Source organism: Sorangium sp. So ce1153, assembly GCF_051521595.1.
Lineage (GTDB): Bacteria > Myxococcota_A > Polyangia > Polyangiales > Polyangiaceae > Sorangium.
Window position 1 is genome coordinate 90,997 of record NZ_CP150361.1, and the last position, 24,150, is coordinate 115,146.

18 protein-coding genes are annotated in these 24,150 nt (G+C 72.5%); 7 read left to right on the top strand and 11 right to left on the bottom strand.

Annotation, left to right across the window (positions count from 1 at the left end):
• Nucleotides 1–135: 135 nt before the first annotated feature.
• The 5 genes from WME85_RS00325 to WME85_RS00345 form a co-directional block, all read right to left on the bottom strand.
• A complete protein-coding gene (locus WME85_RS00325; protein ID WP_437834084.1) occupies nucleotides 136–1,821 on the bottom strand; it encodes an SBBP repeat-containing protein in 1,686 nt (561 codons plus the stop codon).
• Nucleotides 1,821–2,804 carry a tetratricopeptide repeat protein gene (locus WME85_RS00330; RefSeq protein ID WP_437834086.1) on the bottom strand — a complete coding sequence of 328 codons (984 nt, stop codon included), beginning with the start codon at nucleotides 2,802–2,804 and terminating at the stop codon, nucleotides 1,821–1,823. Before WME85_RS00330 ends, WME85_RS00325 begins: the two co-directional genes overlap by 1 nt.
• Nucleotides 2,805–2,812: 8 nt before the next feature.
• Nucleotides 2,813–4,441 (bottom strand): protein kinase domain-containing protein, encoded by a 1,629-nt coding sequence (locus tag WME85_RS00335; protein WP_437834088.1) that lies wholly within the window; start codon nucleotides 4,439–4,441, stop codon nucleotides 2,813–2,815.
• Between the two features lie 273 nt (nucleotides 4,442–4,714).
• Complete coding sequence (locus WME85_RS00340; RefSeq protein ID WP_437834090.1) at nucleotides 4,715–6,070, bottom strand: cyclic nucleotide-binding domain-containing protein; 1,356 nt, start codon at nucleotides 6,068–6,070, stop codon at nucleotides 4,715–4,717.
• 78 nt (nucleotides 6,071–6,148) lie between these two features.
• Nucleotides 6,149–6,823 carry a dienelactone hydrolase family protein gene (locus WME85_RS00345; protein WP_437834092.1) on the bottom strand — a complete coding sequence of 225 codons (675 nt, stop codon included), beginning with the start codon at nucleotides 6,821–6,823 and terminating at the stop codon, nucleotides 6,149–6,151.
• A 170-nt stretch (nucleotides 6,824–6,993) separates the two neighbouring features.
• Here WME85_RS00345 and WME85_RS00350 point away from each other — a divergent pair, with 170 nt between their 5' ends.
• Nucleotides 6,994–7,776 (top strand): hypothetical protein, encoded by a 783-nt coding sequence (locus WME85_RS00350; protein WP_437756093.1) that lies wholly within the window; start codon nucleotides 6,994–6,996, stop codon nucleotides 7,774–7,776.
• A 37-nt stretch (nucleotides 7,777–7,813) separates the two neighbouring features.
• On the opposite strand, the gene WME85_RS00355 is transcribed toward WME85_RS00350, so the two are convergent.
• The 3 genes from WME85_RS00355 to WME85_RS00365 all read right to left on the bottom strand — a co-directional run bounded on the left by WME85_RS00355 (nucleotide 7,814) and on the right by WME85_RS00365 (nucleotide 10,995).
• The gene (locus tag WME85_RS00355; protein WP_437834094.1) at nucleotides 7,814–8,644 is read right to left on the bottom strand and encodes a hypothetical protein; all 831 of its coding nucleotides are present in this window, start codon (nucleotides 8,642–8,644) and stop codon (nucleotides 7,814–7,816) included.
• Nucleotides 8,645–8,846: 202 nt separating this feature from the next.
• Nucleotides 8,847–10,034 carry a PLP-dependent aminotransferase family protein gene (locus tag WME85_RS00360; RefSeq protein WP_437834096.1) on the bottom strand — a complete coding sequence of 396 codons (1,188 nt, stop codon included), beginning with the start codon at nucleotides 10,032–10,034 and terminating at the stop codon, nucleotides 8,847–8,849.
• 514 nt (nucleotides 10,035–10,548) lie between these two features.
• Nucleotides 10,549–10,995, bottom strand: coding sequence for a cellulose binding domain-containing protein (locus WME85_RS00365; protein WP_437834098.1), 447 nt, complete (start codon nucleotides 10,993–10,995; stop codon nucleotides 10,549–10,551).
• Between the two features lie 13 nt (nucleotides 10,996–11,008).
• Here WME85_RS00365 and WME85_RS00370 point away from each other — a divergent pair, with 13 nt between their 5' ends.
• The 4 genes from WME85_RS00370 to WME85_RS00385 all read left to right on the top strand — a co-directional run bounded on the left by WME85_RS00370 (nucleotide 11,009) and on the right by WME85_RS00385 (nucleotide 15,446).
• Nucleotides 11,009–11,374: a hypothetical protein gene (locus tag WME85_RS00370; RefSeq protein WP_437834100.1), complete on the top strand. Its 366-nt coding sequence runs from the start codon at nucleotides 11,009–11,011 to the stop codon at nucleotides 11,372–11,374.
• A 900-nt stretch (nucleotides 11,375–12,274) separates the two neighbouring features.
• Nucleotides 12,275–13,435, top strand: coding sequence for a sugar ABC transporter substrate-binding protein (locus tag WME85_RS00375; RefSeq protein WP_437834102.1), 1,161 nt, complete (start codon nucleotides 12,275–12,277; stop codon nucleotides 13,433–13,435).
• A 23-nt stretch (nucleotides 13,436–13,458) separates the two neighbouring features.
• On the top strand, nucleotides 13,459–14,229 hold the full coding sequence (locus WME85_RS00380) for an ATP-binding cassette domain-containing protein (RefSeq protein WP_437834104.1): 771 nt from the start codon (nucleotides 13,459–13,461) through the stop codon (nucleotides 14,227–14,229).
• Complete coding sequence (locus WME85_RS00385) at nucleotides 14,226–15,446, top strand: sugar ABC transporter permease (RefSeq protein ID WP_437834106.1); 1,221 nt, start codon at nucleotides 14,226–14,228, stop codon at nucleotides 15,444–15,446. The genes WME85_RS00380 and WME85_RS00385 overlap by 4 nt, the downstream gene beginning before the upstream one ends.
• Nucleotides 15,447–15,460: 14 nt before the next feature.
• Here the strand turns inward: WME85_RS00385 and WME85_RS00390 are convergent, their stop codons facing one another.
• Nucleotides 15,461–15,925 (bottom strand): SRPBCC family protein, encoded by a 465-nt coding sequence (locus WME85_RS00390; RefSeq protein WP_437834109.1) that lies wholly within the window; start codon nucleotides 15,923–15,925, stop codon nucleotides 15,461–15,463.
• 385 nt (nucleotides 15,926–16,310) lie between these two features.
• Here WME85_RS00390 and WME85_RS00395 point away from each other — a divergent pair, with 385 nt between their 5' ends.
• Entirely contained in the window at nucleotides 16,311–17,936 is a 1,626-nt protein-coding gene (locus WME85_RS00395) for an FAD-dependent monooxygenase (RefSeq protein ID WP_437834112.1), read from the top strand.
• Between the two features lie 174 nt (nucleotides 17,937–18,110).
• Nucleotides 18,111–18,749: a TetR/AcrR family transcriptional regulator gene (locus WME85_RS00400; RefSeq protein ID WP_437834114.1), complete on the top strand. Its 639-nt coding sequence runs from the start codon at nucleotides 18,111–18,113 to the stop codon at nucleotides 18,747–18,749.
• Nucleotides 18,750–18,804: 55 nt separating this feature from the next.
• On the opposite strand, the gene WME85_RS00405 is transcribed toward WME85_RS00400, so the two are convergent.
• Together WME85_RS00405 and WME85_RS00410 are read right to left on the bottom strand one after the other, a co-directional pair.
• Nucleotides 18,805–19,680, bottom strand: coding sequence for an Hsp33 family molecular chaperone HslO (locus WME85_RS00405; RefSeq protein WP_437834116.1), 876 nt, complete (start codon nucleotides 19,678–19,680; stop codon nucleotides 18,805–18,807).
• A 204-nt stretch (nucleotides 19,681–19,884) separates the two neighbouring features.
• Nucleotides 19,885–24,144 (bottom strand): hypothetical protein, encoded by a 4,260-nt coding sequence (locus WME85_RS00410; RefSeq protein WP_437834119.1) that lies wholly within the window; start codon nucleotides 24,142–24,144, stop codon nucleotides 19,885–19,887.
• Nucleotides 24,145–24,150 lie beyond the last annotated feature (6 nt).

Sequence of the window (24,150 nt, forward strand, 5' to 3'; positions counted from 1 at the left end):
CGGAGCGCTCACCGGACCACGGCGCGTTCCCCTGGTCCAATGGGTGTCCTGCACTGAGCGCTGTCTCTCCGGAGACGGCTCGTGCGGCAGCGAAGGAAAATTCAGCGGCGGAGCGCGCTCGCCGCGAGGTGGACGTCAGGGCTGCAGCTTGGCGACGAACGCGTCGTGGCCCGCCTGGCTCGTCATGAGGCCTCCCCCGAGATCGATGCTGCCGCTGAACATGCCCGTGAACACGATGGTCCCCAGCGCGTCCACGTCGACGGCCGTGGCGCGCTGGTCCATGTCTCGTCCGAACGACCTTGCCCAGACCGTCTCCCCGGCCGGATCGAGCTTCGCCAGGAAAGCGTCGAGGCCGCCGCGGGACGCGAGGGGAGAGGCGAGGACATTGAGGGAGCTCTCGAACTCTCCGACGAGGAGGACGTTGCCCGCCTGGTCGGCCGCTACCCCCAGCACCTTCTGATCTTCCCCATCCCCATAGCTGTGGTTCCAGAGATGCCTGCCGTCGGAGCCGAAGGCCGCGACGACCGCGTCGAGCCCTCCGGCGTAGGCCGAGAACAATCCATCGAAGTTGATCGCTCCCCTGGTGCTCCCCCCGACGACGATGTTTCCCGCGCGGTCCGCCGCGACGCCCGCGAACTCCTGTTCCATGGAACCACCGAAGATCTTGGCCCACGACGGCTCCCCCGTCGTCCCGTCGAGCTTCGCCACGAAGGCGTCCTGGTCCGTCGCGGAGAGGACGAACCTCCCGAAGTTCACGGTGCCCGTGCTGCGGCCGACCACGACGATGTCGTCGTCGGGGGTGATCGCGACGTCCAGCGCCGCCTGAGGGCTCGTGTTGCCGAAGTGGCTGTCCCAGAGGCGGCTCCCCGCACCGTCGAGCTTCACGACGAAGATGTCGCCCCCGCCTTCGCCCGTCATCCTCGTCGTCCTCGCCATCGAGTCCCGCAAGGTGGCCGTGGTGCCGATCTCGCCCGCGACGACGATGTTGTTCTCCGAATCCACCGCGATCCCGTTGACGAGCTCTGGGTTCACACCGCTGATGCTCGCGACCCAGATCACGTTGCCCTGCGGGTCGAGCTTCGCCACGAACACGTCCGTGCTTCCCATGCTGTGGAACGACATCCCGCCGATATTGGCGTCGCCATCGAACGTCCCGGCCATGATCACGTTGTTGTCCGCGTCGCGCGCCACGACGCTGCAGCGATCCGTGCCCGGTCCACCGAACGTCCTTGGCCAGTTCGCGTACGTGTCTCCGCTGGGCTTGAGCTTGGTGATGAAGCCGTCATTCGAGCCCAGGCTCGGGGTGGAGCCCAGCACTCCGGTGAAGCTCCCCGCGACCAGGATGTTCCCCTCGCCGTCGAAGGCGACGCCGAGACCTTCCTTGTCGCCGTTCTCTCCGTTCTCTCCGATCCGGATGCTCCACTCGTGCGTTCCGGTGCACGAGGGCTCCTCATCGCAATTCTCGTCGTCCGCCGTCGCGCAGCGCTCGGCCTCGGGGAACACGTCGCCATCGCACACGCCGTCCCGTAGACAGCCGCTCTTGCACGCGCCGACGTCCCGGGTCTCGGGGGGGCCTTCATAACAAGGGTCGCATTCCCCGCCGCCGCCGCCGCCGCCGCCGGTGGAGGAGGCCGAGGTCACCTCGCCGGCGCCGCCGATGCCGCCGACGCCGCCCGTGCCGCCGCCGAGGCCGCCCAGGCCGCCCTGCGCGGCGTCGCCGCCGCCCACGTTCGCCGCGATCACGCCCTTGTCGAAGCACCCGCCCAGCGCGCCGGCCACGCCGAGCGCGCAGCAAACGATGACGAAGCCGCTGCGTTCCATCAGAAGACCCCCGCGATCCCCGCGCCCGACGGCGATATCCACAGACGCGCCGCCGCGCCCCTGGCCTTCGGCGCGGACGGTATCGTGAGGAGCAGCGCGGCGCCGCCCGCGGCGAGCGCTCCGCCCACGATGAGCGCCGGCGCAGGCACGAGGCGCACCGTGTTGTACGAGTCCAGCTTGTCGCGCGTGGCCGGCGTGTCCGGGCACACGACCCTCTCGGTGCACCCGAGGCCGATCAGGTCGCTGCGCAGCGCGCTGGCGACGCCGAACGTGATGCCCCCGACGACGAGCGCCGCGGCGCCCGTGCCGAGCGCGGTCCATCCGAGCACGCGCTGCGGGGTGCCCGGCGCGGGGCCGGCGGGCGCCGGGGGGAGGACCGGCGCGCGGACGACGCCGGGAAACTCGAGCGCGACCGCCGCTTCCTGGCGCTCGGACATGGTGACCTCCTGCCGGACGACACGGCCTGCCCACGCGCCCTCGACGACGTGCTTGCCAGGATCGACAGGCCGGCTGACGCCCACGAGCGCGGGCGGCACCGGCTTGCCGTCGATGGTGATCTGCATCTCGCGCTCCGGGGCGCCGCGGACCCCGACAGCGAGCTTGGGGATCCGCGGCTTGAGATCGTTGTACGCCTTCCCGGCGTCGGCGACCGCCGCCTTGAAGACGTCGCTGGCCGAGGCGTCGAGCGGCATGCGGCTCACCTGCAGGTAGCGCTCGGAGGCCTCGATGAGGCGCCCGAGCTGCTCGAGGGAGCGCGCCGCATAAATGCCGATGGTGGGCGCGTGGACCAGCTCGTCAGCGCGCCCCAGCTTGTCGAGCGCCGCCTCGTATTCGCCCTTGTCGAAGTGCGCCAGGCCCTCCTCCGCGAGCGCTCGGGCAGCGTTCACGGTGGCGGGGTCGACGTCGGCGGCCCGCGCCGGCGCCGCGAGCATGAGCGCGAGCGCGATGATTGCGGTCCCGAGGGCCCTCGTTCGAGCGTTCATTCACCTTCTCAGAAGCCGAGGCGCCGGTCCGTGGAGCCCGCCGTGCCGGAGGGCGCGGGCGCGCCTGCTGGCGTGGGCTGGGGCTTGGTCCGCAGCGCGGAGGAGCCGGCCTTGCCCGAGCGCGCGGGCGGCGGCGCCGTGCTGGACAGCGCGCGCGCCGTCCAGGTGGGGGCGGCGGCAGGGGCGACTCGGCGGGCCCGCGCGGGGCTCTCCTCGCTCGCGGGCGTCGTGGCCGCCGCGCGGCTCGAGTCCGCGGAGGGCGCGACGCTCGGCTCGGGCGCCCCCCTCTCAGGCGCCGTGGCCGCCACAGGGCCGTTCGCCGGCGCGGCGGGCGGCGTGTCGAGCGCCACCGACGGCGGCTCCGCGCGGGACTGCGGCGCGGGCGGGGGCGGGTCGCTGGCGGGCTTGCTCCCGCTCGTGAGGAGCCATGCGCCGAGGAGCGACGCGGCCAGGCCAAGCACGACGACGGTCACCGGAACGGCGCGCCGAGGCCTCCAGTCGTCGATCTCCGCCTCATCGAGGCTCGGTCCCGGTGCCGTGTTCCCGCTCGGCGGCGTCGAGACCGGCGGGGCCGACGCCGGAGAGGCCGACGCCGGAGAGGCCGAGACCGGAGACGCGGACAGCGGAGACGCGGACAGCGGAGACGCGGACAGCGGAGACGCGGACAGCGGAGACGCGGACAGCGGAGACGCGGACAGGGGAGGCGCCGAGGCCGGCGGGATCGAGCTCGGCGCGCCGGACACGCGCGAGGCCCTGCCGGTCTCCACCGCCTCGCCCGCCGGCAGGAGCGCGGCGCGCAGCGCGTCGACCATCGCCGTCGCCGAGGGGAAACGCTCGTTCGGATCGCGGCTGCACGCCTGCACGAACCATTCGTCGAACGCCGGCGGCACGGGCACGGCCGCGACCTGCGAGGGCACGGGCAGCGGCTCGCTGCAGATCTCGAGGATCATCGCGCCGGGCGCCTCGGCGGTGATCGCCGCGCGGCCGCAGACGCACTCGAAGGCGATGACCCCGAGCGCCCACAGGTCCGACCGGTAATCGACGGCCGCGCCCTGCGCCTGCTCAGGGCTCATGTACGGCAGCGTCCCGATCAGCACGCCGGCCTGCGTGCCCATGCCCTCGGAGCCGGACATACGCGTCTTCGCGACGCCGAAATCGAGCACCTTGGCGACCTCGCGGTCGTCGTCGCGGGCGAGGAAGATGTTGTCGGGCTTGAGGTCGCGGTGGACGATGCCCGCGTCGTGGGCCTTGCGGACGGCGCGCGCGACGTCGGCGAAGATGCGCACCGTGTCGGCCGGGGAGAGCGGGCCGGTGCGCTCGAGCCGGTGCGCGAGATCCTCGCCCTCGAGGAGCTCCATCGCGATGAAGGGGACGTCGTCGTCGACGCCGTGATCGAGGATCTGCACGACGTTCGGGCTGCGGAGCGCCGCCGCCGCCTGCGCCTCCTGGTAGAAGCGCGCGCGCACCGCCTCGTCCTTCGCGTACAGAGGGCCGAGCCGCTTGATCGCGACAGGCGAGCCGAGCGTGAGGTCATCCGCGCGCCAGACGGTTCCCATGCTGCCCGAGCGGAGAGGGCGGATCAGCCGATACCGGCCGACCAGCACCTGCCCTTCCAGCCCGAACGCGTTCGTCGTCATTGTCGCAGGACCTGTGTGCGCGCGTGGCCTACCCTACGCTGGTGATTGTTCAGTGCTGGTCAACAAGGACAACAGATAGACTGAAAGTCTACGGGGCATGGCGCGAGGCGTCAATCTGCGCACGCGCCTCGTGCTCGCAGGACGCTGCTAGAGCACCGAACAGGTTGAAACGCCGTACGGGAGAGAGTTTGAACCACAGAGGCACAGGGGGAACAACAACAAAAACTCTGTGCAACCGTGGTCCATTTCCTGGTTTTCGAGCCGAACGGTACTCTAGATCAACACGAAGTCCTCGGCCACGGAGACCTCCTCGGCCATGATGCTCGTGGTCTCGTCGTCGCGCTGGACGGCGAGCTTGTAGAGTTGCGCCAGCACGGCCGGGTGATCCTCGACCAGACCCATGAACTCGGCGGCCGGCAGGTACAGCGCCACCGTGGGGTGGACGGCGATCACGTCGGCGTTCGCCGCGCGGCGCAGGACCATCGCGATCTCGCCGGCGACGTCGCCGGGGCCGAGCGTCGAGAGCACGAGCGGCTCGCCGCGGGAGTCCTCCGCGGCGTCGCGGCGGACCACGGCGACCTCGCCGGAGGCGATGAGGAACAGGCCGGGGGGCCGCTCATCCTGCACGAGCAGCCGCTCGTTCTTCTCGAACGTCCGCGTGTGAAACCGCTTCACGAGCGCGGGCCTGTCGCCCTCGGCGACGACGCGGAGCACGTCGCTCATGCGGACGAGGTTCTGCACCATGCGATCCCGGCAGTAGGCGGCGAGCTCCGCGCCCACCTCGGGCTCGCGCTGCGCGATGTCGTCGACCGCGTCGCGCTGCACCTCGAGGACGATGGAGGGCCGCGTGGCGACGACGCTCCCGGTGCGCGGCGCCCGGGAGAGGAGCGCCATCTCGCCGAACATCATGCCGTTCGTGAGCCGCGCGAGGACGATCTCGTCGCTCCCGCGCCGGCGCCGCGCCTCGAGCTCCCCGCGCGCCACGAAGTAGGCCTCGCTGCGCGCCGCGCCCTGCTCGATGACGGTCGTCCCCGCCGCCACCCAGATCGGCGTGAACGCCCCGCAGAGCGCGCGGAGCGCGTCGCGCCGGACGGCCGAGAAGACCGGCTGGGGCGCGATGCCGGGGTGGTCGGCCTGGGCGGCCAGCCTGCGGGTCGCGTCGTGGATGATCTCGGTCGCCTTGTTGAGCAGGAGCGCCCCGGTGAGCACGGAGGCGAGCGGCTGGAACGCGTCCGCGGTCGGCAGGGGCGGCGGCGGCGGCGCGCCCTCGCCGAGCCGCGGCGAGTCCTTGCAGAACGCCTCGGCGATCAGGTCGAGCCCGGGCCCGGGATCGCCGCCGAAGCGCTCGCTCTCGCGCGCGGCCGCCACGGCGAGCGGCAGGTTCTCGAGGTCGACCGCGCGGACGATGGCGGTGGAGCACGCCTCGCGCGCTGCCTCGTGCCGGTTCAGCTCGCCGAGGAGGCGCCCGCAGAGGCAGAGCGCCGACGGCATGGTCGGGTCGTGGCGGACCAGGGCCGCGGCCCAGCGGAGCGCGGCGTCGCGCTCTCCCGCGAGCGCAAGCGAGAGCGCTCGGTCGATAGGCGACTCCGCCTGTTGCGTCGAGCCCGGGAGGACCGGGGGGAGGGCCATGTGAGCGTGTATATCAGGGTTCGTTACGCGGCGGCAAAGAAGCGCGGCGCGCGAGCCGGCAGGGCCGCGGCGCCGCGCTCAGCCGAGGTGCTGCTTGAGGAACTCGATGCTCCGTTCCCACGCGATCTTCGCCGCGTCAGGGTTGTGGACCTCGGGGCGTGTGTCGTTCGCGAACGCGTGGTCGGCGTCGTAGATGTGGAGCTCCATGGACTGGCCGCGCGCGGCGAGCTCCTTCCGGATCGCCTCGGCGGCGGCCGGCGTCGCCCACCCGTCGCGCGAGGCGAAATGGGCGAGGATCGGCGCCTTGACGCGCGAGTAATCGGGGGCGGGGCTCGGGACGCCGTAGAAGGGCACCACGGCCGCGAGCTCCGGGATGGTCGCCGCGGCGGCGAAGCTGAGCGCGCCGCCCATGCAGAACCCGATGACGCCGACCTTGCCGTTCGACCGCTCGTGCGCCGCCAGGAAGCGCGCCGCGCCGGCGATCTCGTCGAGGGCGCGCGGCTTGTCGAGCTCGGTCATGAGCCGGTTGGCCTCGGTCGCGTCCCCGGTGACCTTGCCGTGGTAGAGGTCGGGCGCCAGCGCGATGAACCCGGCGGCGCCGAGCCGGTCGAGCAGCGAGCGGATGTGGTCGTTCAGGCCCCACCACTCCTGGATCAGGACGACGGCGGGCGATCTGCCGCCCTGCTTCGGCCAGACGATCTCGCCGGTCGCCGAGGACCCACCCTTCGCGGCGAATGAAACCTTCTCGGACATGCGACTCCTCCCTTCAAGGCGGGACCGGCGTGCGCCGTCCCTGTGAGCAACCGGGGATCGGCGGAGCCGTCCCCTCTGGCGCGGCGCAGGATAACCGTCCAGCGCGCGTAGCGCACCGCGATCTGCCCGGCGCGCTACGCGCCGGCGCGCCGGCGAGCTAAATTGACCGCGTGGATCCGCTGGCGGAGCGATGGAGGCGAGCCGTCTCTTCCCTGAAAGAGCTCCGGCTGCGGGTCGCGTACCTGCGGAGCGAGCTGCTGCGCGACGACCTCCTCTCCATCGCCCGCGCGCTCGACGACCTCTGTCGCGACGCCGAGCAGGCCAGTCCGGTCGCGCGCGACGTGCTCGGCGCCGCCGTGCCGGTCCTCGCGGATCCGGCGCTCTCCGAGCGCGTCGACCAGCTCCGCGAGCTCGCCGCCTCGGGCGCCCTGCTGTCGCTCTCGCGGCTCCTGCGCCGCAAGCCGCGGCGGCACGAGGCGCAGCCGACATCGCCGCCGCCCGACGAGCGCCACCTCGCCACGTCGAGCGCCGGCCGCGCGCTGACGCTCGGCGAGCGGCGCGCGCTGGCGCGGCGGCCGACGCGCGCCGCCTTCGACGCCCTGCTCCGGGACCCGCACCCGCTCGTCATCCGCAACCTGCTCGCGAACCCGCGCCTCACCGAGGACGACGTCGTCCGCCTCGCGGCGCGGCGCCCGGCGAACCCGGAGGTCATGACCGAGATCGCGCGGCACCCGGAGTGGCCCCAGCGCGCGCGCGTGCGGATGGCGATCGTGCAGAACCCGGGCGCGCCGCCGGAGATCGCGGTGCCCATGGTGCGCCTCCTCCTGCGGCCCGAGCTCCTGCAGCTCGTGGCGGCGCCGGACGTGCCCGCCGTCGTCCGCGCCGCGGCGCGGGAGCTGCTCGAGCGCCGCCCGCCCGTCCCGCACAAGCCGGGCGGGGCGCTCGAGCAGTGAGCGCCCCCGCGGCGCTCCCGGGCACCCCCGTCGCCGCTCACCCCCGCGGCGGTTCTCGACGCCGCGCGCGCCGCGCCGCGACCCCGGCGAGCGCGACCACCGCGAGCGCGGGCAGCGGGCCGCGCGCAGGCCCGGCGGCGTGCGCGCAGGACGCCGTCGAGGGGTCGCCCGCCGGCCTCGCGCGCGCCGGGAGGCGCACGGGCGAGCAGGGCGCGCCCAGGTCCGGCGCCGTCCAGGGCTGGTGGAACGCCTTCGCGCGCTCGACGGGGTCGTCCACGTTGCTGAGCTCCTCGGTCGGCTCGTCGCCGACAGCGATCCAGAGCCGCGCGCGGTGCCCCTCCGGGCTCCACGCGACGAGGGAATAGCTCCCGCCCTCAGGCAGCTCGATCCGCCGATCGAGCAGGAGCCAGGAGCGGCCGTCGGTGACGGGCTCGCGGACCGCCGCCGGCGCGCGCACGGCGCTGGTCGAGAAGAGCTGAGCCCCGACGCCCGCGGGCGCCTCGAAGGGCAGCCCCGCCGGCCGCGGCAGGCCGGGACCGAGCAGCGCGAGGGAGGGGCGCTCGCGGCGGAGCGCGGCGAGCGCGGGCATGCCGAGCCGCACGTGCAGCGTCTCCCCCTTCGCGGCCTCGAGCTTCAGCCACACCGGGCGGCTCGGACACCCGAGCTCGGAATACACGATACGAGAAAGGAAGGTATCGGAGAACTCGAGCGCATCCTCGGCGCTCGCGTGATCGCCGTAGTCGAAGAAGGTCTGGAGCGCGCGCGCCGGGGAGGCGGACGCGAGGACGGCCGCCAGCGTCGCGGCGAGCGCGGTGAGCCGCGCGGATCTCGCGCGCGGCGTCGAGGAGCGGCGGGTTGCAGTGTTCATGTCTCCCCCAGACGATCTCTGGGGCCAGAGCGCGCGTTGTCGACGCCGGTCGGCTCGCGCCCGAGCCGGTAAATCGCCAGCTGCCGGGAAGAAGGCAAGAGGACGAAGCGCGGCGCCGACCGCGCTTACGCCACGTCGAGGCGCCAGAGCCGCCGCGGGGTGGGCTCGCGCGGCGCGGCGCCCGCGGGGGGCGCCGGGGAGCTCACGCGACCTCGGCCCAGCACCGTGCCAGGCGGCGCACGCCCTCGTCGAGCTCCTCGTCGCGCGACACGGACGAGAAGCACAGCCGCAGGGCGAACGGGCTCACGGCGCCGTTCGCCCGGAACAGCGACCCCGGGTCGAAGGCGACGCCGTGCTCGATCGCGGCGGCCAGGAAGAACGCCTCGTTGGGCTGGGCGTCCGGCTCGGCCCAGATCGCGAAGCCGCCGGCGGGCGGCTCGAACCGCCAGCCGGGCAGGTGCCGGCGGAGCGCTTGCTCCATGCGGGCGGCGCGGCGTGCATAGAACTCCCGCAGGCGCACGAGCCGCTGATCGAAGTCCTCGTTGCGGAGATAGTCCTCGAGGATCGCCTGCGGCAGGCTGGCGGCTTGCAGATCTTCGGCTTGCTTCAGCCTGAGGACGTCGGCCCGGAGCCCCCGCGGCGGCACCAGCCAGCCGACGCGCAGCCCGGGGCAGAGCGTCTTCGAGAAGGTTCCCACGTGGAACACGCGATCGGGCGCCTCGGCCAGGAGCGGCCGCGGGGCGGCGCCGTCGAAGCAGAGATCGGCGTAAGCGTCGTCCTCGATGATGGGCCGGAGGGTCGAGAGGACCCTCGCCCGCTCGTAGGCCGACATCTTGCGTCCGCGCGGATTGGAGAGCGCGGGCATGAGGTAGTACGCGTCCACGTGGCTTCTGTCGTCGACGGCGGTCATGCCGAGCGCCTGGAACAGCTCGAGCGCGCCGGGGTAGCTCTCGGGCTCGACGCCGATCCGGGCGCCGGCCCCGCGGACCATCTGCGCCGCGAGGGACACGGCCTGCTGCGCGCCGCTCGTCACGACGATGTCGTCGCGCGTCACATGGGCGCCGCGCCGGCGCAGCTGCCCGGCGATCCAGGAGCGCAGGTCCTCGTCCCCCTCGGGCCAGCCGTACTGGAGCGCGGGGCAGCTCGGGCTCTGGAGGGCGCGGACGAACGAGGCCGCGAGCTTGGTCCGCGGGAACTCCCCCGGCGCGGGCAGCCCCCCCGCGAAGCTGATGAGCCCAGGCGTCTCCGCGGCCCGCCGCTTCAGCAGCTCGAACCCGTCGAGGCAGCCGAGCCGCGTCCCGCTCCGCGGCGCGGCGCTGGACGTCGGGGCTTGCGATGACCGGGTGTGGGAGGACGGGGGAGGATTTGTTGCGAGCGCGGTGGCGTTCATGGTGAGGGTCCGAGCGGAGCCCATTCAAGGATGGTGCCGTCTACGCTGTCCGTCTCCAGACGGAGCGGAAGACCGCTCAGACGGCGGCAGGACGGATTTCCATGGAATATTGGTTACATCGCGACGAACTCGGACGGGAGGGGGCGTGTGCAGGGTGTGGCGCGAGCGCGCGCCGTGTCAGCCTGCCACGGGGCATCGCCTGGCGCGGGGGTGCTCAGCAGGCGTGACACTCCCTGGAAATAAGGGCGTCATCGTGGTGAAGGCGATCGGTATGCCCGCAGATCCCTTTCCGGAGCTCACCGTGCTCGGGAGCCTGCAACGAGACGTGCGAGATGTGGGCCATGCGGCCGAACCTGAGGACGAGCGTCCAGTGCGCCGTGGGGCGGCGCGGACGGCCGGCGTCTGGGCGAGAACGGGGGAGGAGAACGTCAGACCGGGTGAGGAGAGGCTCGGGGGCGTGCCGCGGCGCTGGCGGCCGGAGGCGGCGCGCTGCGGTGGGCCGGAGGTGCGAGGGCTACGGCTCTTCGCCCCAGGCGAGCACGCCGTCGCGGTAGGCGGTCACCTGCTCCCAGGGCGTCAAGGCGGTCAGCGTGGCGTCGAAGGAGTAGTCGTTGGTCTGCATCATGGATTCGTACCGATCGCTGTGGACGCGGATCTGCACCTCTCCCGACGTGGCGCCCGGGGCGAGGGTGCCGGCGGCCGAGGTGAAGCCGAGCTCGAGGTAGCGGTCTGCCTCGGCGGCGGACGCGTCGCCGAACGTCCGGGTGACGCTGGCGCACCCGCCAGAGATCGGGGTGAAATCACATGCGCCCACGAACGTCGATGTGGCGCCGTCGTCCGTGAACCAGTAGCGGATCGTCACGTCGCTGAGCGTGATCGTCTCGTCTCCTGTGTTCCTGACTTGGATCCTGAACGACAGACCCTGGACGCTGGCGGCGCCCTCCCGGGCTGCATAGCGCACCTCGAGCTCCCCCGTGGGGCCACCGCCGGTGGCGGCCGTGCTCGATGTGGAGCTCGCCGAGGTGCTCGACGTGGAGCTCGCCGAGGTGCTCGACGTGGAGCTCGCCGAGGTGCTCGACGTGGAGCTCGCCGAGGTGCTCGACGTGGAGCTCGTCACGTCGGCACCACCCTCGCCGCCCGCGCCGCCGACTCCTGCCGAACTGCTCACCGTGGTGCCCGTGGGGGCACCGCCGGCGCCGGACGAGCTGCTCGCCGAGACGCTGCTGCTCGTCGTGGACACGGCAGAGCTCGTCGTGATTGCGCTGGAGGAGGTCGCACCGCCCGAGCTGGAGCTGGCGCTGCTCCCGCCGCCGCCACCCGTGTTCTCGTCCAGACTGTAGCCCTCGGCGCAGGCCGCGAGCACCAGAAGGGAGACGGCAGAGAGCGCCGTAGTCCCCTTCGACCAGGCGCTCGACCCGCGGACCCGACCCCGGCACCTGCCGGACTGCAGCGGTGAGCCTGACCGTGTCGAACCCTTCACCCGAGAACCTCGCAGGCCAGTTGCTGCGGACGTGGTAGGGCTGAGCAGAGACGCACACCTTTGCATCGGTCGCATCTTGAATACCCCTTGGCGCGCCCGACCAAGGTCGAACGGAACGAAGTTGAGTTCAAGAGTCTATACAGATCCGCTTGGTACCAGCAAGGGCTTCTCTGAGTAACTTTCTGCTGGTGCCGAAACACGTGAGCCACGTTGACGCAGACATCGACGGCCAACGGACGGAACGAGAGCGCCGCGTCGCCCGCGCGCAAGACGGCTGGATGAGCTCGTCGGTGAGTCGCAGGAGATCTGTGGGCTCGTCGGGCGCGTCCGCCACGGAGGCGCTCGCTCCCTCGTGGTATGGATACGGGATGCGGTCGTGAGCCAGGAACAGCCGGTATCCGCAGAGCGCTGCGCGCCTCGCGGCCAACGTCAGGAGATGTCGATCATCGTGCTGCTCGCGCTGCCCGTGCTGCTCTGCGCGGACGATGTGGTGCGTTTGATGGTCCGGCTCTCGCATGGAGGCCATCGACTCTCTATTCCTGACGGATCGCTGGCGGAGGAGGCTCGCCGCCTGACAGCCGATCGCACGGCGGCGCGGATGCCGAGGAATCTTCCGCGCGCCCGGCGCGACCGACGGCGGCCAACGCCAGGACGTCGCGCCGGCCGCGCCGCCTTTCCTCCGGGAAGTCGGCCATGGACGGCAAGCTCCAGCGAGGGTATAGCTCCGCCCAGCGCCAGTTCACGTCCAGGGGAAAAGTTCATGAAGACCAAAGCGATCAGCGGTCGACTGGGAGCGTGGGCCCTGACTGCCCTCGTCTTGACCTCGTGCTCTCAGAAGCAAGGGGGGTCGGCCGAGGGCGACAAGGGAGCAGCCGCGGGCGACAAGGGAGCAGGCGCCGGAGACAAGGGAGCATCCGCCGGCGACAGGGCCGGAAAGCCGGCCAAGATCGCCCTCCTCCTCCCGGAGTCGAAGACGGCGCGCTACGAGTCCAAGGACCGCCCCTTCTTCGAGGCCCAGGTGAAGTCCCTCTGTCCCGACTGCCAGGTCCTCGCGAGCAACGCGAACCAGGACGCCTCGCAGCAGCAGGCCCAGGCCGAGGCGGCGCTGACCAACGGCGCGAGCGTGCTCGTCCTCGACGCCGTGGACAGCGCCTCTGCGGCCGTCATCGCGAACAAGGCCAAGGCGCAGAAGGTGCCTGTCATCGCCTACGACCGGCTCGTGCCGGGGACCGAAGGCATCGATTACTACGTCTCGTTCGACAACGAGTCCGTGGGCAGGCTCCAGGGCGAGTCCCTGCTCCAGGCGCTCGGCAACAAGGCGACCGCGCGGGTGGTGATGATCAACGGCGCGGCGACCGACAACAACGGGATGCTCTTCAAGAAGGGGGCGCACAGCGCGCTCGACGGCAAGGTCCAGGTGGTCAAGGAATACGACACGCCGGACTGGAGCCCCGACAAGGCGCAGGACGAGATGACCCAGGCGCTCACCGCGCTGAACAACCAGCTCGACGGCGTGTACGCGGCCAACGACGGGACCGCCGGCGGGGCGATCGCGGCGATGAAGGCCGCCGGCATCAAGCCCCTGCCCCCCGTGACCGGACAGGACGCCGAGCTCGCCGCCGTGCAGCGGATCCTGCTCGGCGAGCAGTACATGACGGTCTACAAGGCCATCAAGCCGCAGGCGGAGGCCGCGGCGGTGATCGCGTATCACCTCGCCACGGGCAAGCCCGTGCCCACCGACCTCACCGGGGGCAAGACGGTCAACAACGGGAAGAAGGACGTCCCCTCGGTGCTCCTGGTCCCCCTCTCGGTCACCAAGGAGAACCTGAAGGACACGGTCATCGCGGACGCCTTCTGGTCCAAGGAGCAGATCTGCACGGCCCAGTACGCCGAGGCCTGCAAGGCGGCGGGCATCCTCTAGGTCCGGAGCTCCCCGGGGCGCCCATGAGCACTGCGCAGCGAACTCCGATCCTCGAATTGCGCGGCATCAAGAAGCGGTTCGGCGCGGTGCAGGCGCTCTCCGGGGTCGATCTCGAGGTCTTCCCGGGCGAGGTCGTCGCCCTCGTGGGGGACAACGGGGCCGGCAAGTCGACGCTGATCAAGACCATCGCGGGCATCTTCCCGCCCGACAGCGGGGAGGTGCGGTTCGCCGGGCAGCCGGTCGCGCTGCGGGGGCCCAAGGACGCGTCGAGGCTCGGGATCGCGACCGTGTATCAAGATCTCGCGCTGTGCGACAACCTCGATGTCGTGGCGAACCTGTTCCTCGGCAGGGAGGAGGTCGACCCCCTCTCGCGCGCCATGAACGAGGAGCAGATGGAGCGGCGCGCCCTCGAGGTGCTGAGGGCGCTCAACGTGAACATCCCTGTCGTCCGCACGCCGATCGCCGCGCTCTCGGGCGGACAGCGGCAGTCCGTGGCCGTGGCCCGCGCCGTCATGGGGGAGGCGAAGCTCGTCATGCTGGACGAGCCCACCGCGGCCCTCGGCGTCGCGCAGACAAGGCAGGTCCTCGAGCTCATCACGCGCCTCAAGCAGCAAGGGCTGGGCGTGCTCGTCATCAGCCACAACCTCGCCGACGTCTTCCAGGTCTCGGACCGCATCGTCGTGCTCCGGCTCGGGCAGCTCGCCGGCACGTTCGACACGGGCGCGGCCTCGCGCGAGCAGGTGGTCGGCAGGATCACCGGCGCAGACGTCGCGGAGTCGAGGAGGGCAGGATGACGGGTGCTCCGGGACAGACCGGCGAGATGGCGGCCTCCCACGCGCCCGGGGCGGGCCTCGCGGCGCTCGCGCGGCGCCTGCGCCAGGGGGACGCGAGCTCGCTGCCGGTGCTCCTCGGGCTCATCCTCATCTGGGGCATCTTCGCCTCGCAGAACGAAAACTTCCTCTCGGCGCGCAACCTCACGAACCTGGTCCTCCAGATCGCGGCCATGGGGACGATCTCGGTGGGCATCGTGCTGGTCCTGCTGCTCGGGGAGATCGACCTCTCTGTCGGCGCGGTGAGCGGGATGAGCGCCGCGGTGATGGCCATCCTGAACGTGCAGCACCAGGTGAGCCCGGCGCTGTCGCTGCTCGCCGGCGTGGCGACCGGCTCGCTGATCGGCTTCGCGCAGGGGTTCTGGTTCACGCGGTTCCGGGTGCCGTCGTTCGTCGTCACGCTCGCGGGGCTGCTGGCCTGGCAGGGAGCCCTCCTGTGGGTGCTCGGCACGACGGGCACCGTGAACGTCTATGACCCGCTCATCTCGGGGCTGGCGGGGACGTTCCTCTCGCCCGCGCTCGGGTGGGCGCTCGGCGCGCTCTGCGTCGGCATGGCCGTCTTCGGGCAGGTGGTGACCCAGCGGCGCCGGGGCAAGGCCGGGCTCACGCCCGCGTCCAGGGGGGCCATGGCGGCGCGCATCGCGGGGGTGTTGGTCCTGGTGCCGGCCGTCGTCGGGGTGCTCAACGCGGATCGCGGGGTGCCGCTCGCGCTGCTGCTGCTGCTCGGCTTCGTGATCGGCTTCGACCTGCTGCTCCGGCGGACCCGGTTCGGGCGGTACGTCTTCGCGGTGGGCGGGAACGCGGAGGCTGCGCGGCGAGCGGGCATCCGCGTGGACGCGATCCGCGTGGCGGTCTTCACGCTGTGCGGGGCGCTCGCTGCCTCGGGGGGCATCCTCGCCACCTCGCGCCTGCTCGCGGTGAACCAGTCGTCCGGCGGCGGCGACGTGCTCCTCAACGCGATCGCGGCCGCCGTGATCGGGGGGACGAGCCTGTTCGGGGGCCGGGGCACCGTCTGGTCGGCGCTGACCGGCGCGCTGCTGATCGGATCGATCTCGAACGGGATGGACCTGCTGGCGCTCCCGTCGTCGGTGAAGTTCATGGTGACCGGCGCCGCGCTGCTCGCGGCCGTGACCATTGACGCGATCGCGAGGTCCGGACGGCAGCCGGCCGGCCGGACCTGAAGCGGAGCGCGGGGTCAGGCGGCGCGCGCGGGCTGCGAGGCCTCGAGGCGGGCCTTCTCGGCGAGGAGGAGCTCGGTGAACGCCGCGACGAACATGCGCCGGGCGAGCGGGCCGAGCAGGCGGCCGACGAGCGGGACCGGGACCTCGAAGCGCGACGTCCAGTCGACCTCCGTGCCGTCGCCGCGCGGGGTGAAGCGGAGACGCGAGCCGTGGTGGCGGAGCGGCTGCGTGCTCTCGAGGATGCGGTACTCGAAGGAGGACGGGCGCTCGAAGGCGGCGATCTCCTCGACGTAGCGGATCCGCTTGCCGACGCGGACCTCGCGCAGGGCGCCAAGGCCGTTGCGCTCGGTGAGACCTGGCCGGATAACCTTGGTGCGGGTGCTGTCGCCGGCGCGCAGGAAGCTCTCGTGGTCGGCCACGGCCTCGAAGACGCGCTCGACCGGGGCGTGGATGTAGACGTTCACGTGGACCTCTTCCATGCGGGGACCATCGCATGGATCTTGCTGAGCGGGATGCGCTACCTGGGGGGTGGTGTGGGTAGCTGTGGGTGGGTCGGGCTGGGCTCAACCTGGGTAAGGTCGCCCAGGCCGGTCCGCCCCAACCTGGGTGAGGTTGGGCCGGGCTCAACCTGGGTGAGGTTGGGCCGGGCTCAACCTGGGTGAGGTTGGGCCGGGCTCAACCTGGGTGAGGTCGCCCCCAACCTGGGTGAGGTTGGACCGGGCTCAACCTGGGTGAGGTCGCCCCGCCCAGGTCGGTCCGCCCCAACCTGGGTGAGGTCGTCAGGTCGTCGTCGGGTCGGTCCTTGCCAGACCAGGCGGGTGCCTTATGGTGAGTGAGTAATCACTCACCATAAGGGAGGCGCACATGACAGAGGCGGTGGATGCGCTCGTGGTCGGCGGAGGGCCGACCGGGCTGACGATGGCCGGAGAGCTCGCCCGGCGAGGGCTCACGGTGCGGATCGTGGACAAGGCAACGGAGCCGCCGCCGGATCACTCGCGCGCGCTCGCGGTGCAGACGCGGACCATGGAGATCTTCGGCAGCATGGGCATCGCCGACACAGCCATGGAGCACGCCGTGCGCGTCGGCGGGATCAACGTCCTGCTCGCACACGGCCGGCGCGCGCGCCTGCCCATCTTCGACTTTCCGGAGCTGTCCACGCCCAATCCGGGGATCTTCGTCATCCAGCAGTTCGACACCGAGCGCGTCCTCGCTTCACGGCTCCCCGCGCTCGGCGTGACGCTCGAGCGCGGCGTCGAGCTCGCCTCCTACGCGCAGGACAGCGCCGGCGTCACATGCGCGCTCCGCCGCGCCGACGGGAGCACCGAAGAGGTGCGCGCGAAGTGGCTCCTCGGCTGCGACGGCGCGCGCAGCCCCGTCCGCAAGGGCGCGGACATCGCCTTCGAGGGCGACACCTACGACGATCACTGCATGCTCGGCGACCTCGTCGTCGACTGGCCGCTGCCCGACGGCGAGATCTACCTCAGCCCCTCGCGCCGCGGCGTCGCAGCAGCCTTTCCGGTGCCCGGCAGCCACCGTTTCCGGGTCATCCTCATCCTGCCCGAAGCCCCGCCGGCGCACGGCGCGCCGCCCTCGCTCGAGGAGTTCGAGGGCAGCATGCGCGCGACGATCCCGGTGCCCTTCAAGGTACAGAGAGCGATCGTCCTCTCGCGCTACCGGCTGCACCACCGCGTGGCCACGCAGCTGCGCAAAGGGCGGGTGTTCCTCGCCGGAGACGCAGCGCACATCCACAGCCCGGCCGGCGGACAGGGCATGAACACCGGCATCCAGGACGCCTACAACCTCGCGTGGAAGCTCGCGGCCGTCGAGCAGGGCCGGATGCCAGCATGGGTGCTGGACACCTACGAAACCGAGCGGCTGCCCGTCGCCCGCCGGCTGGTCGGCTTCACGGACCGCCTGTTCGGGCTCATGGCCGCCCACGGCCCGGTGGCCGGGACGCTGCGCATCGTCGCGCCGCGCCTCCTGTCCCGCGCCCTCGGCCTCTCCGCCGTGCAGCGCCGCGTCCTGGGGTTCGTCTCGCAGCTCAAGATCCGCTACCGGAAGAGCCCCCTCTCCGTGCAGATCGGGACCCCACCGGAGCGCGGGCCCCGCGCCGGCGACCGCGCGCCGGACGCCGCGCTGCGCGGCGAGGCCGGCGAGCAGGTGCGCCTCTTCGAGCGGATGCGCGGCGCCGAGTTCACGCTGCTGCTCTTCGCCGGCCGGCAGGCGGACGGCGCGGCGCGCGATCGCGTCCGACGGCTCGCGGCGCAGCTCGGCGGGCCGGACCTCAGGGTCGTGGTCGTCGGCGCCCCCGAGGCGGGAGGGTACGCAGACCCCGACGGGCACGCGCACGCGGCATACGGCGTCCAGAGCACAGCCGCCGTGCTCGTCCGGCCGGACGGTTACCTCGGCGTGCGCAGCGATCCCCTCGACGAGGGCGAGCTCGGGCGGGCGCTCGACCGGCTGTTCACGCCCAGGGCCAGGAGCGCCTAGCGCTCGACGCTCCCGGCGCCAGCGCGGCGCGACGCGGGCGCGCGCCGGATCTCGCGCGGCGCGACGAGCGCGACGAGGCACAGCGAGCGGCGCGCGAGGTCCGCCGCGTCGAGGCGCCAGAAATCCGGCGGGACCTCTGGCGCGCGGTACTAGAGGTGAGCAGAGAGGACGCCGATGAGCCGACGCCCGCGCTCGAACGACACATTGACCGAGGCGCAGAAGAAGATCGTCGAGGCCGCGGTGGCCGCCTTCGCGGAGCACGGCTTCCACGGGACCGCGACGAGGGACATCGCGCGGCGCGCCGGGGTCGCGGAGGCGACGATCTTCAAGTACTTCCCCAGCAAGAGGGACCTCCTCCTCGGCGTGCTCGGCCCCGCCATCGAGCAGCTCGTCGGGCCCGCGCTGGCGCGCTCCATGGACCCGCTCTTCAGCGCGGCGTACCCGAGCTTCGAGGCGTTCTTGCGGGCGCTCCTCGCCGAGCGCATCGCCTTCGTGCGCGCGCACCCGCGGCTCCTGCGCATCCTCGCGCAGGAGCTGCCGTTCGACGCGGAGCTGCGCGACGGCGTCGTCAGCCGCGTGTTCGCGCCGTTCCTCGCGAAGGGGATCGCCATGATCGAGCGCTTCCAGCGCGAGGGGCAGATCGTGGGGTGGCCGCCCGCGGTCGTCCTCCGCTGCGTCGCCTCGACGTTCGCGGGGTACATCCTCCACCGCGTCTTCATCGCTCCCGACGCGGCGTGGGACGACGAGGTCGAGAACGACCGGGTCATCGCCTTCGTGACCCGCGGCCTCTCGCCCGGCCAGCAGCCCGCGTGACGAGCGCCAGCCCGGCGCGGGCGAGCGCGCCGGCGCGACGCAGGCGGCCGGCGGGTCAGCTCGTCGTCAGCAGCGAGCGGAGCTGCGACGGCGACACCTGGTAGTCCTTCCCGCAGTAATCGCAGCGGATGTCGAGGACCTTGCCGTCCTCGACCATCTCCTCGACGTCTCTCCTCGGCAGGCTCGCGAGCGTGGCCATGACCCGGAGCTCGCTGCAGCGGCAGCTGAAGCTGAGCGGCGAGTCGTCGAGCCGCGAGAACGGCATGCCGTGGAGCAGCTCCTCGAGCAGCACGTCCGCCGACGCGCCCTCGTGCGCGAGCACCTCGTCGAGGCGCTCGAAGTCCTTCAGCCGCTCGGTCATCACCATGAGCGGACCGCGCTCGACCTCCGGGAGCAGCTGCACGAGGTACCCGCCGGAGGCGCCGACGCCGTCGTCGCCGAGCAGCGTCGCCACCGCGATCATCGAGACGACCTGCTCCGACTCCTGCATGTACGTCATCAGGCCGCCGGAGATGCCGCCCTCGGCCGGGACCTCGACGACCCCCTGGTGGAGCATGCCGCTCGGCAGCGTGCGCATGATCTGCAGCAGCGAGCCCTCGCCGACCTCCACGGTGCTCCCCTCGGCGGCGCCCTTGCCGAGGTTGACGAGGCCGCGGCTCGTGCCGTCGGGGTGCGAATCGGCGACCAGGGTCCCCTGGCCGGTCGCGCCGGTCGCGCCCTTGACGATCGCCTGCACCCGCAGGTTCGGCGCCATGGCCTCGCGCACGAGGATGGCGCCGGTGATCAGCTCTCCCAGGCGCTGCGCGGTCGCGCCGGTGGCCGATTGCACCGCGATGGCCCCTCGCACGGTGTCGGTGGTCAGCGCGGTGATGACGCGAAAGGCGCCATCGATCGTGATGGCGCGGACGACGGAATCAGAAGGTCGGAGCAAGATGCACTCTCCCGTGAAAAAATATCGTTAAGCCACGGACGGCAGATGGCAACCCGCGGCGCGTCGGACCCGGGACCGGTGGGGACGAGCCGGACCCGGGACCGGGCGAGCGGGCTGGATGCAAAAAACTGAAGTAATTACATGTATTTGGCTTGCCGGCGCCCCCGCCCGCTCCGCGTCGGGGGCGCCATCCGGCAGGAGCGCTCAGCTCCGCTTGCGCCGCCGGTGCAGCGCGGCGGCGCAGGCGCCGGCCGCCAGCAGGGCCCACGGCGCCGAGCGGCTGCCGTCGCCGTCCGCGCCCACCGTGCAGGCGCAGCCGCCGCCTTGCACCACGACGCCCTCGCCGGGCGGCGCCGTGACGCAGGGACCGATGGAGCCGTCCGGATTGCGGCAACCTGCGACGCACTCCTTCGTCGCCTCGTCGCACACCATCCCGGGGCCGCAATCGCTGTCCTGCTCGCAGACCGCGGGCTGGTCGTCCGCAGGGTCGTTCGGATCGCGCTCGCCCTCGTCCACGACGCCGTCGTGGTCGGCGTCCTCCTCGCCGTCGATCGCGCCGCCGCCGTCCGTGTCGGCCGCCGTCGGATCGGTCGTCGTGGCCCCCTCGTCGCCGTCGGGCACGCAGGTCTCCGCGTCGGGGTCGCTGTCCTCGTGCGAGCAGCCCATGCCCAGCTCGGTGCCGTCGAAGAGCCCGTCGCCGTCGCTGTCGGGATCGAGCGCGTTGATCTTCCCGTCGTCGTCCGTGTCGGCGCCAGGCTCGACCTCCTCGCCGTCGATCACCCCGTCGTCGTCGCTGTCGGCGTCGTCCGGATCGGTGCCGAGCTCCGTCTCCTCGCTGTTCGAGAGGCCGTCGCCGTCGCGATCGCCGCGATCGTCGCCGGAGTCGTTCGGATCCGTCTCGGAGCTGCCCTCGTCGACCGTGCCGTTGTGGTTCTGGTCCTCGTCGCCGTCGCTGACCCCGCCGCGATCCGTGTCGGGGTCCACCACGCTCGTCGTCGAGGCCCCGCCGTCGGCGTCCGGCGTGCAGCTCCCCGCGTCGGCCGCGGTGTCCGCGTCCGCGCAGTCCTTCCCCGCCTCGGTGCCGTCGAAGAGCCCGTCCCCGTCGCTGTCCGCGTCCAGGATGTCCAGCAGCCCGTCGCCGTCGCCGTCGTCGCTCGGGTTCGGCTCCTCGCCGTCGACGAGGCCGTCGTCGTCGCTGTCGCGATCTCCCGGATCCGACTCGAGGAACACCTCGAGGTCGTCGCTCAGCCCGTCGCCGTCGCCGTCGGCGTTCAGGCTGTCGTCGTCGCCGTGGCCGGCGCTCGGATCGGTCTCGCCCGCCTCGATCGCGCCGTTCAGGTTGGTGTCCTCGGAGCCGTCGGTCGCGCCGCCCCGGTCGCTGTCGCGGCTCACCGCCGACGTCGTGACCGCGCTGTCGGCGTCCGCCCGGCAGTGCCCCGCCGCCGCGTCGGTGCCCGGGCCGTCGCAGCCGAGGCCCATCTCCGTGCCGTCGTAGAGGGCGTCGTCGTCGCTGTCCACGTCGCGCGCGTTGACGAGCCCGTCGCCGTCGGTGTCGTCCGCCGGGTTCGGCTCCTGCCCGTCCTGCACGCCGTCGTCGTCCGAGTCCGCGTCGCCCGGATCCGTGCCCAGCGTCTCCTCGAGATCGTCGCTCAGCCCGTCGTCGTCCCCGTCGTCGTTCCCGCTGTCGTCGTCGCCGTGGCCCCGGGTCGGGTTGCTCTCGCCGTTGTCCGCGACGCCGTTCAGGTTCGCGTCCTCCGAGCCGTCGGTCGCGCCGCCGTCGTCCGTGTCCGCGTCGAGCGGCGACGTCTTCGTGGCGCCGGCGTCCGCGTCCGCGGTGCAGTGCCGCGCCGGCGCGCCGGTGCCGGGGCCGTCGCAGCCGAGGCCGAGCTCGGTGCCGTCGTAGAGGCCGTCGTTGTCGCTGTCGACGTCGAGCGGGTTGATGAGCCCGTCGCCGTCGGTGTCGACCGCCGGGTTCGGCTCGAGCCCGTCGCGCACCCCGTCGCCGTCGGTGTCGGCGTCGTCCGGGTCCGTGCCGAGCGCGGCCTCGAAGCCGTCGCTCAGCCCGTCGTCGTCGCTGTCGGTGTTCAGCCGATCGTCGTCCCCGTGGCCGGCCCGGGGATCGGTCTCGCCCGCGCCGGGCGCGCCGTCGAGATCCACGTCCTCCGAGCCGTCGGTCACGCCGCCGTGGTCCGTGTCGGCCTCGAGCGGCGACGTCCTGGTGGCGCCCGCGTCCCCGTCAGGGGTGCAGCTGCCCGCCGCCGCGTCGGTGCCCGGACCCGTGCAACCGAGGCCGAGCTCGGTGCCGTCGAAGAGGCCGTCGTTGTCGCTGTCGACGTCGAGCGCGTTGATGAGCCCGTCGCCGTCGTTGTCGTCCGTCGGGTTCGGCTCGGCCCCGTCGCGCACGCCGTCGTCGTCGGTGTCGGCGTCGGCCGGGTCCGTGCCGAGGTGCCCCTCGAGGGCGTCGCCGAGCCCGTCGCCGTCCGTGTCCGCGCTCTGGTTGTCGTCGGCGCCGTTCCCGGTCGTCGGATCCGTCTCGCCGTCGTCGCGCACGCCGTTCAGGTTCGCGTCCTCGGAGCCGTCGAGCGCGCCGCCGTTGTCCGTGTCGGCGTCGAGCGGATCGGTCGTCGTCGCCCCGCCGTCGCCGTCGGGCACGCAGTGCCCCGCCAGCGTGTCCGTGCCCGGGCCGTTGCAGTCCGTGAGTCCGAGCTCCGTCGCGTCGAAGAGGCCGTCGTTGTCGCTGTCGACGTCCCGGGCGTTGACGAGGCCGTCGCCGTCGGTGTCGCGATCCCAGAGCTCCTCGGCGCCGTCGCCGATGCCGTCGTCGTCGGTGTCGGCGTCGTTCGGGTCCGTGCCGGCGCCGCTCTCGTCGCCGTCGCTCAGCCCGTCGCTGTCGCTGTCGACGAGGATCTCCGTGGGCTGCGCGCCCGGCTCGGTGCCGTTGCCGTCCGTCGGGTACTCTTGGGCGGCGCCGCCCTCCGGGCTCTCCCCGGTGACGACCGCCTGGTTCACGATCTCGCCGTCGGTGTCCGGGTCGATGGTCACGCGGAACCGCACCGTCGTGGTCTCGCCGACGCCGAGCGAGCCGCCGCTGGCCGCGTTCGCGTCGTTGCCCAGCCGGACGCGGACCGTCCTGGAGCCGGCGATGTACTCGCCCTCGTCGTCGCCGGCGGCGTCGGTCACGCCGCCCGCGTTCGGGCCGGTGGCGATCTCGAGCGAGCCCGCCACGTAGGTGACCCCGGCGGGCAGCGGGTCGTTCAGCACGACCTCCGCGGCGTCGTCGTCGCCCGTGTTGGTGACGATGATCGTGTATTCGAGCGTGTCTCCCGGCGTGACGCCGCCGCCGTCGAGGTCGAGGACCGACTTGCTCGACGTGGAGAGATCCGGCAGGAGCGTCGGCACCGACGTGACGATGCCGCCGAGCAGGTAGCTGTCGGAGCCCGAGACGACCGCCCCGATCTCCGCCTCCGTGTCGCCGGCCATGAGCAGACCCGACGGGACCTGGACCACGTCGACGTCGATGCCGCTCATGCTCAGCGGCCCCCCGGTGAGCCGCGGCAGGTCGCCCGCCGAGGACGAGGGCGCGCCGAGGAACGAGCGGGAGCTGTTGAAGAAGTTGTTCGCCGGGTTCTGCGCGTCGAACAGGGCGGTCCCGTTCCACTCGAGCGCGTCGCCGGCCGAGCTGTCCCCGTCGAAGCCGATGACGCCGAGCTTCGCCTGGCCCGCGCTCGCGGGGACGATGAACCCCGAGATCGTCCAGTCCACCGTCTGGCCGTCGATGACCGGATCCAGCCCGTCGAAGATCGCGAGGTTCCGCGCGGGCGCGGTCGTGAGCTCGTAGAGCACGACCATCCACCAGCCGGCGAACGTGAACGCCTGGTTCACGCCGTTGAGCGGGGCCGGGTTGTTGATGCCGCTCAGGCGATAGGCGCCCGCGCCGCGCGCCTGCACGAGCGAGGTGACGTCGGCGACCACCTGCGAGTGCGTGAGCCCCGAGAGCGCCTCGCCCGAGAGGGTGCCCGACACCGCGGAGGTGAACGTGGTGCCGGGCCGGTCCAGGGTCACGGAGAGGTCGACCGAGCCCGAGGAGCGGCTCACCGCCCAGTAGAGGTACGCGTGGGTCACCCGCGCGCCCGTCGGGAGGGTGAGGACCGCGGTGCTGCGGGCCGCCGAGGGAGCTATCGTGTTGTTCGCCTCGGCTTGCCCGGCGAGGGGGCTGTCGGCCCGCCAGTAGATGTCGGGCGCCGCGTCGGCGAGCGTCCCCTCCGCGCCGCACGCGCCGACGGTGCCCACCAGCGGCGCCGGCGTCGACGGGGCGCAGTCGTGCGCGAGCGTGTTGCCGATGAGGACGAAGTCGCCGCGCTGCGCCACCTGGACCCGTTTGACCGGATCCGCGCTCGCGGTCCCAGAGAGCGCCCCGAGCAGCGCGGCGCTGGTGAGCCCCGTGTATGCCAATCGCTTTGCCATCGAAGC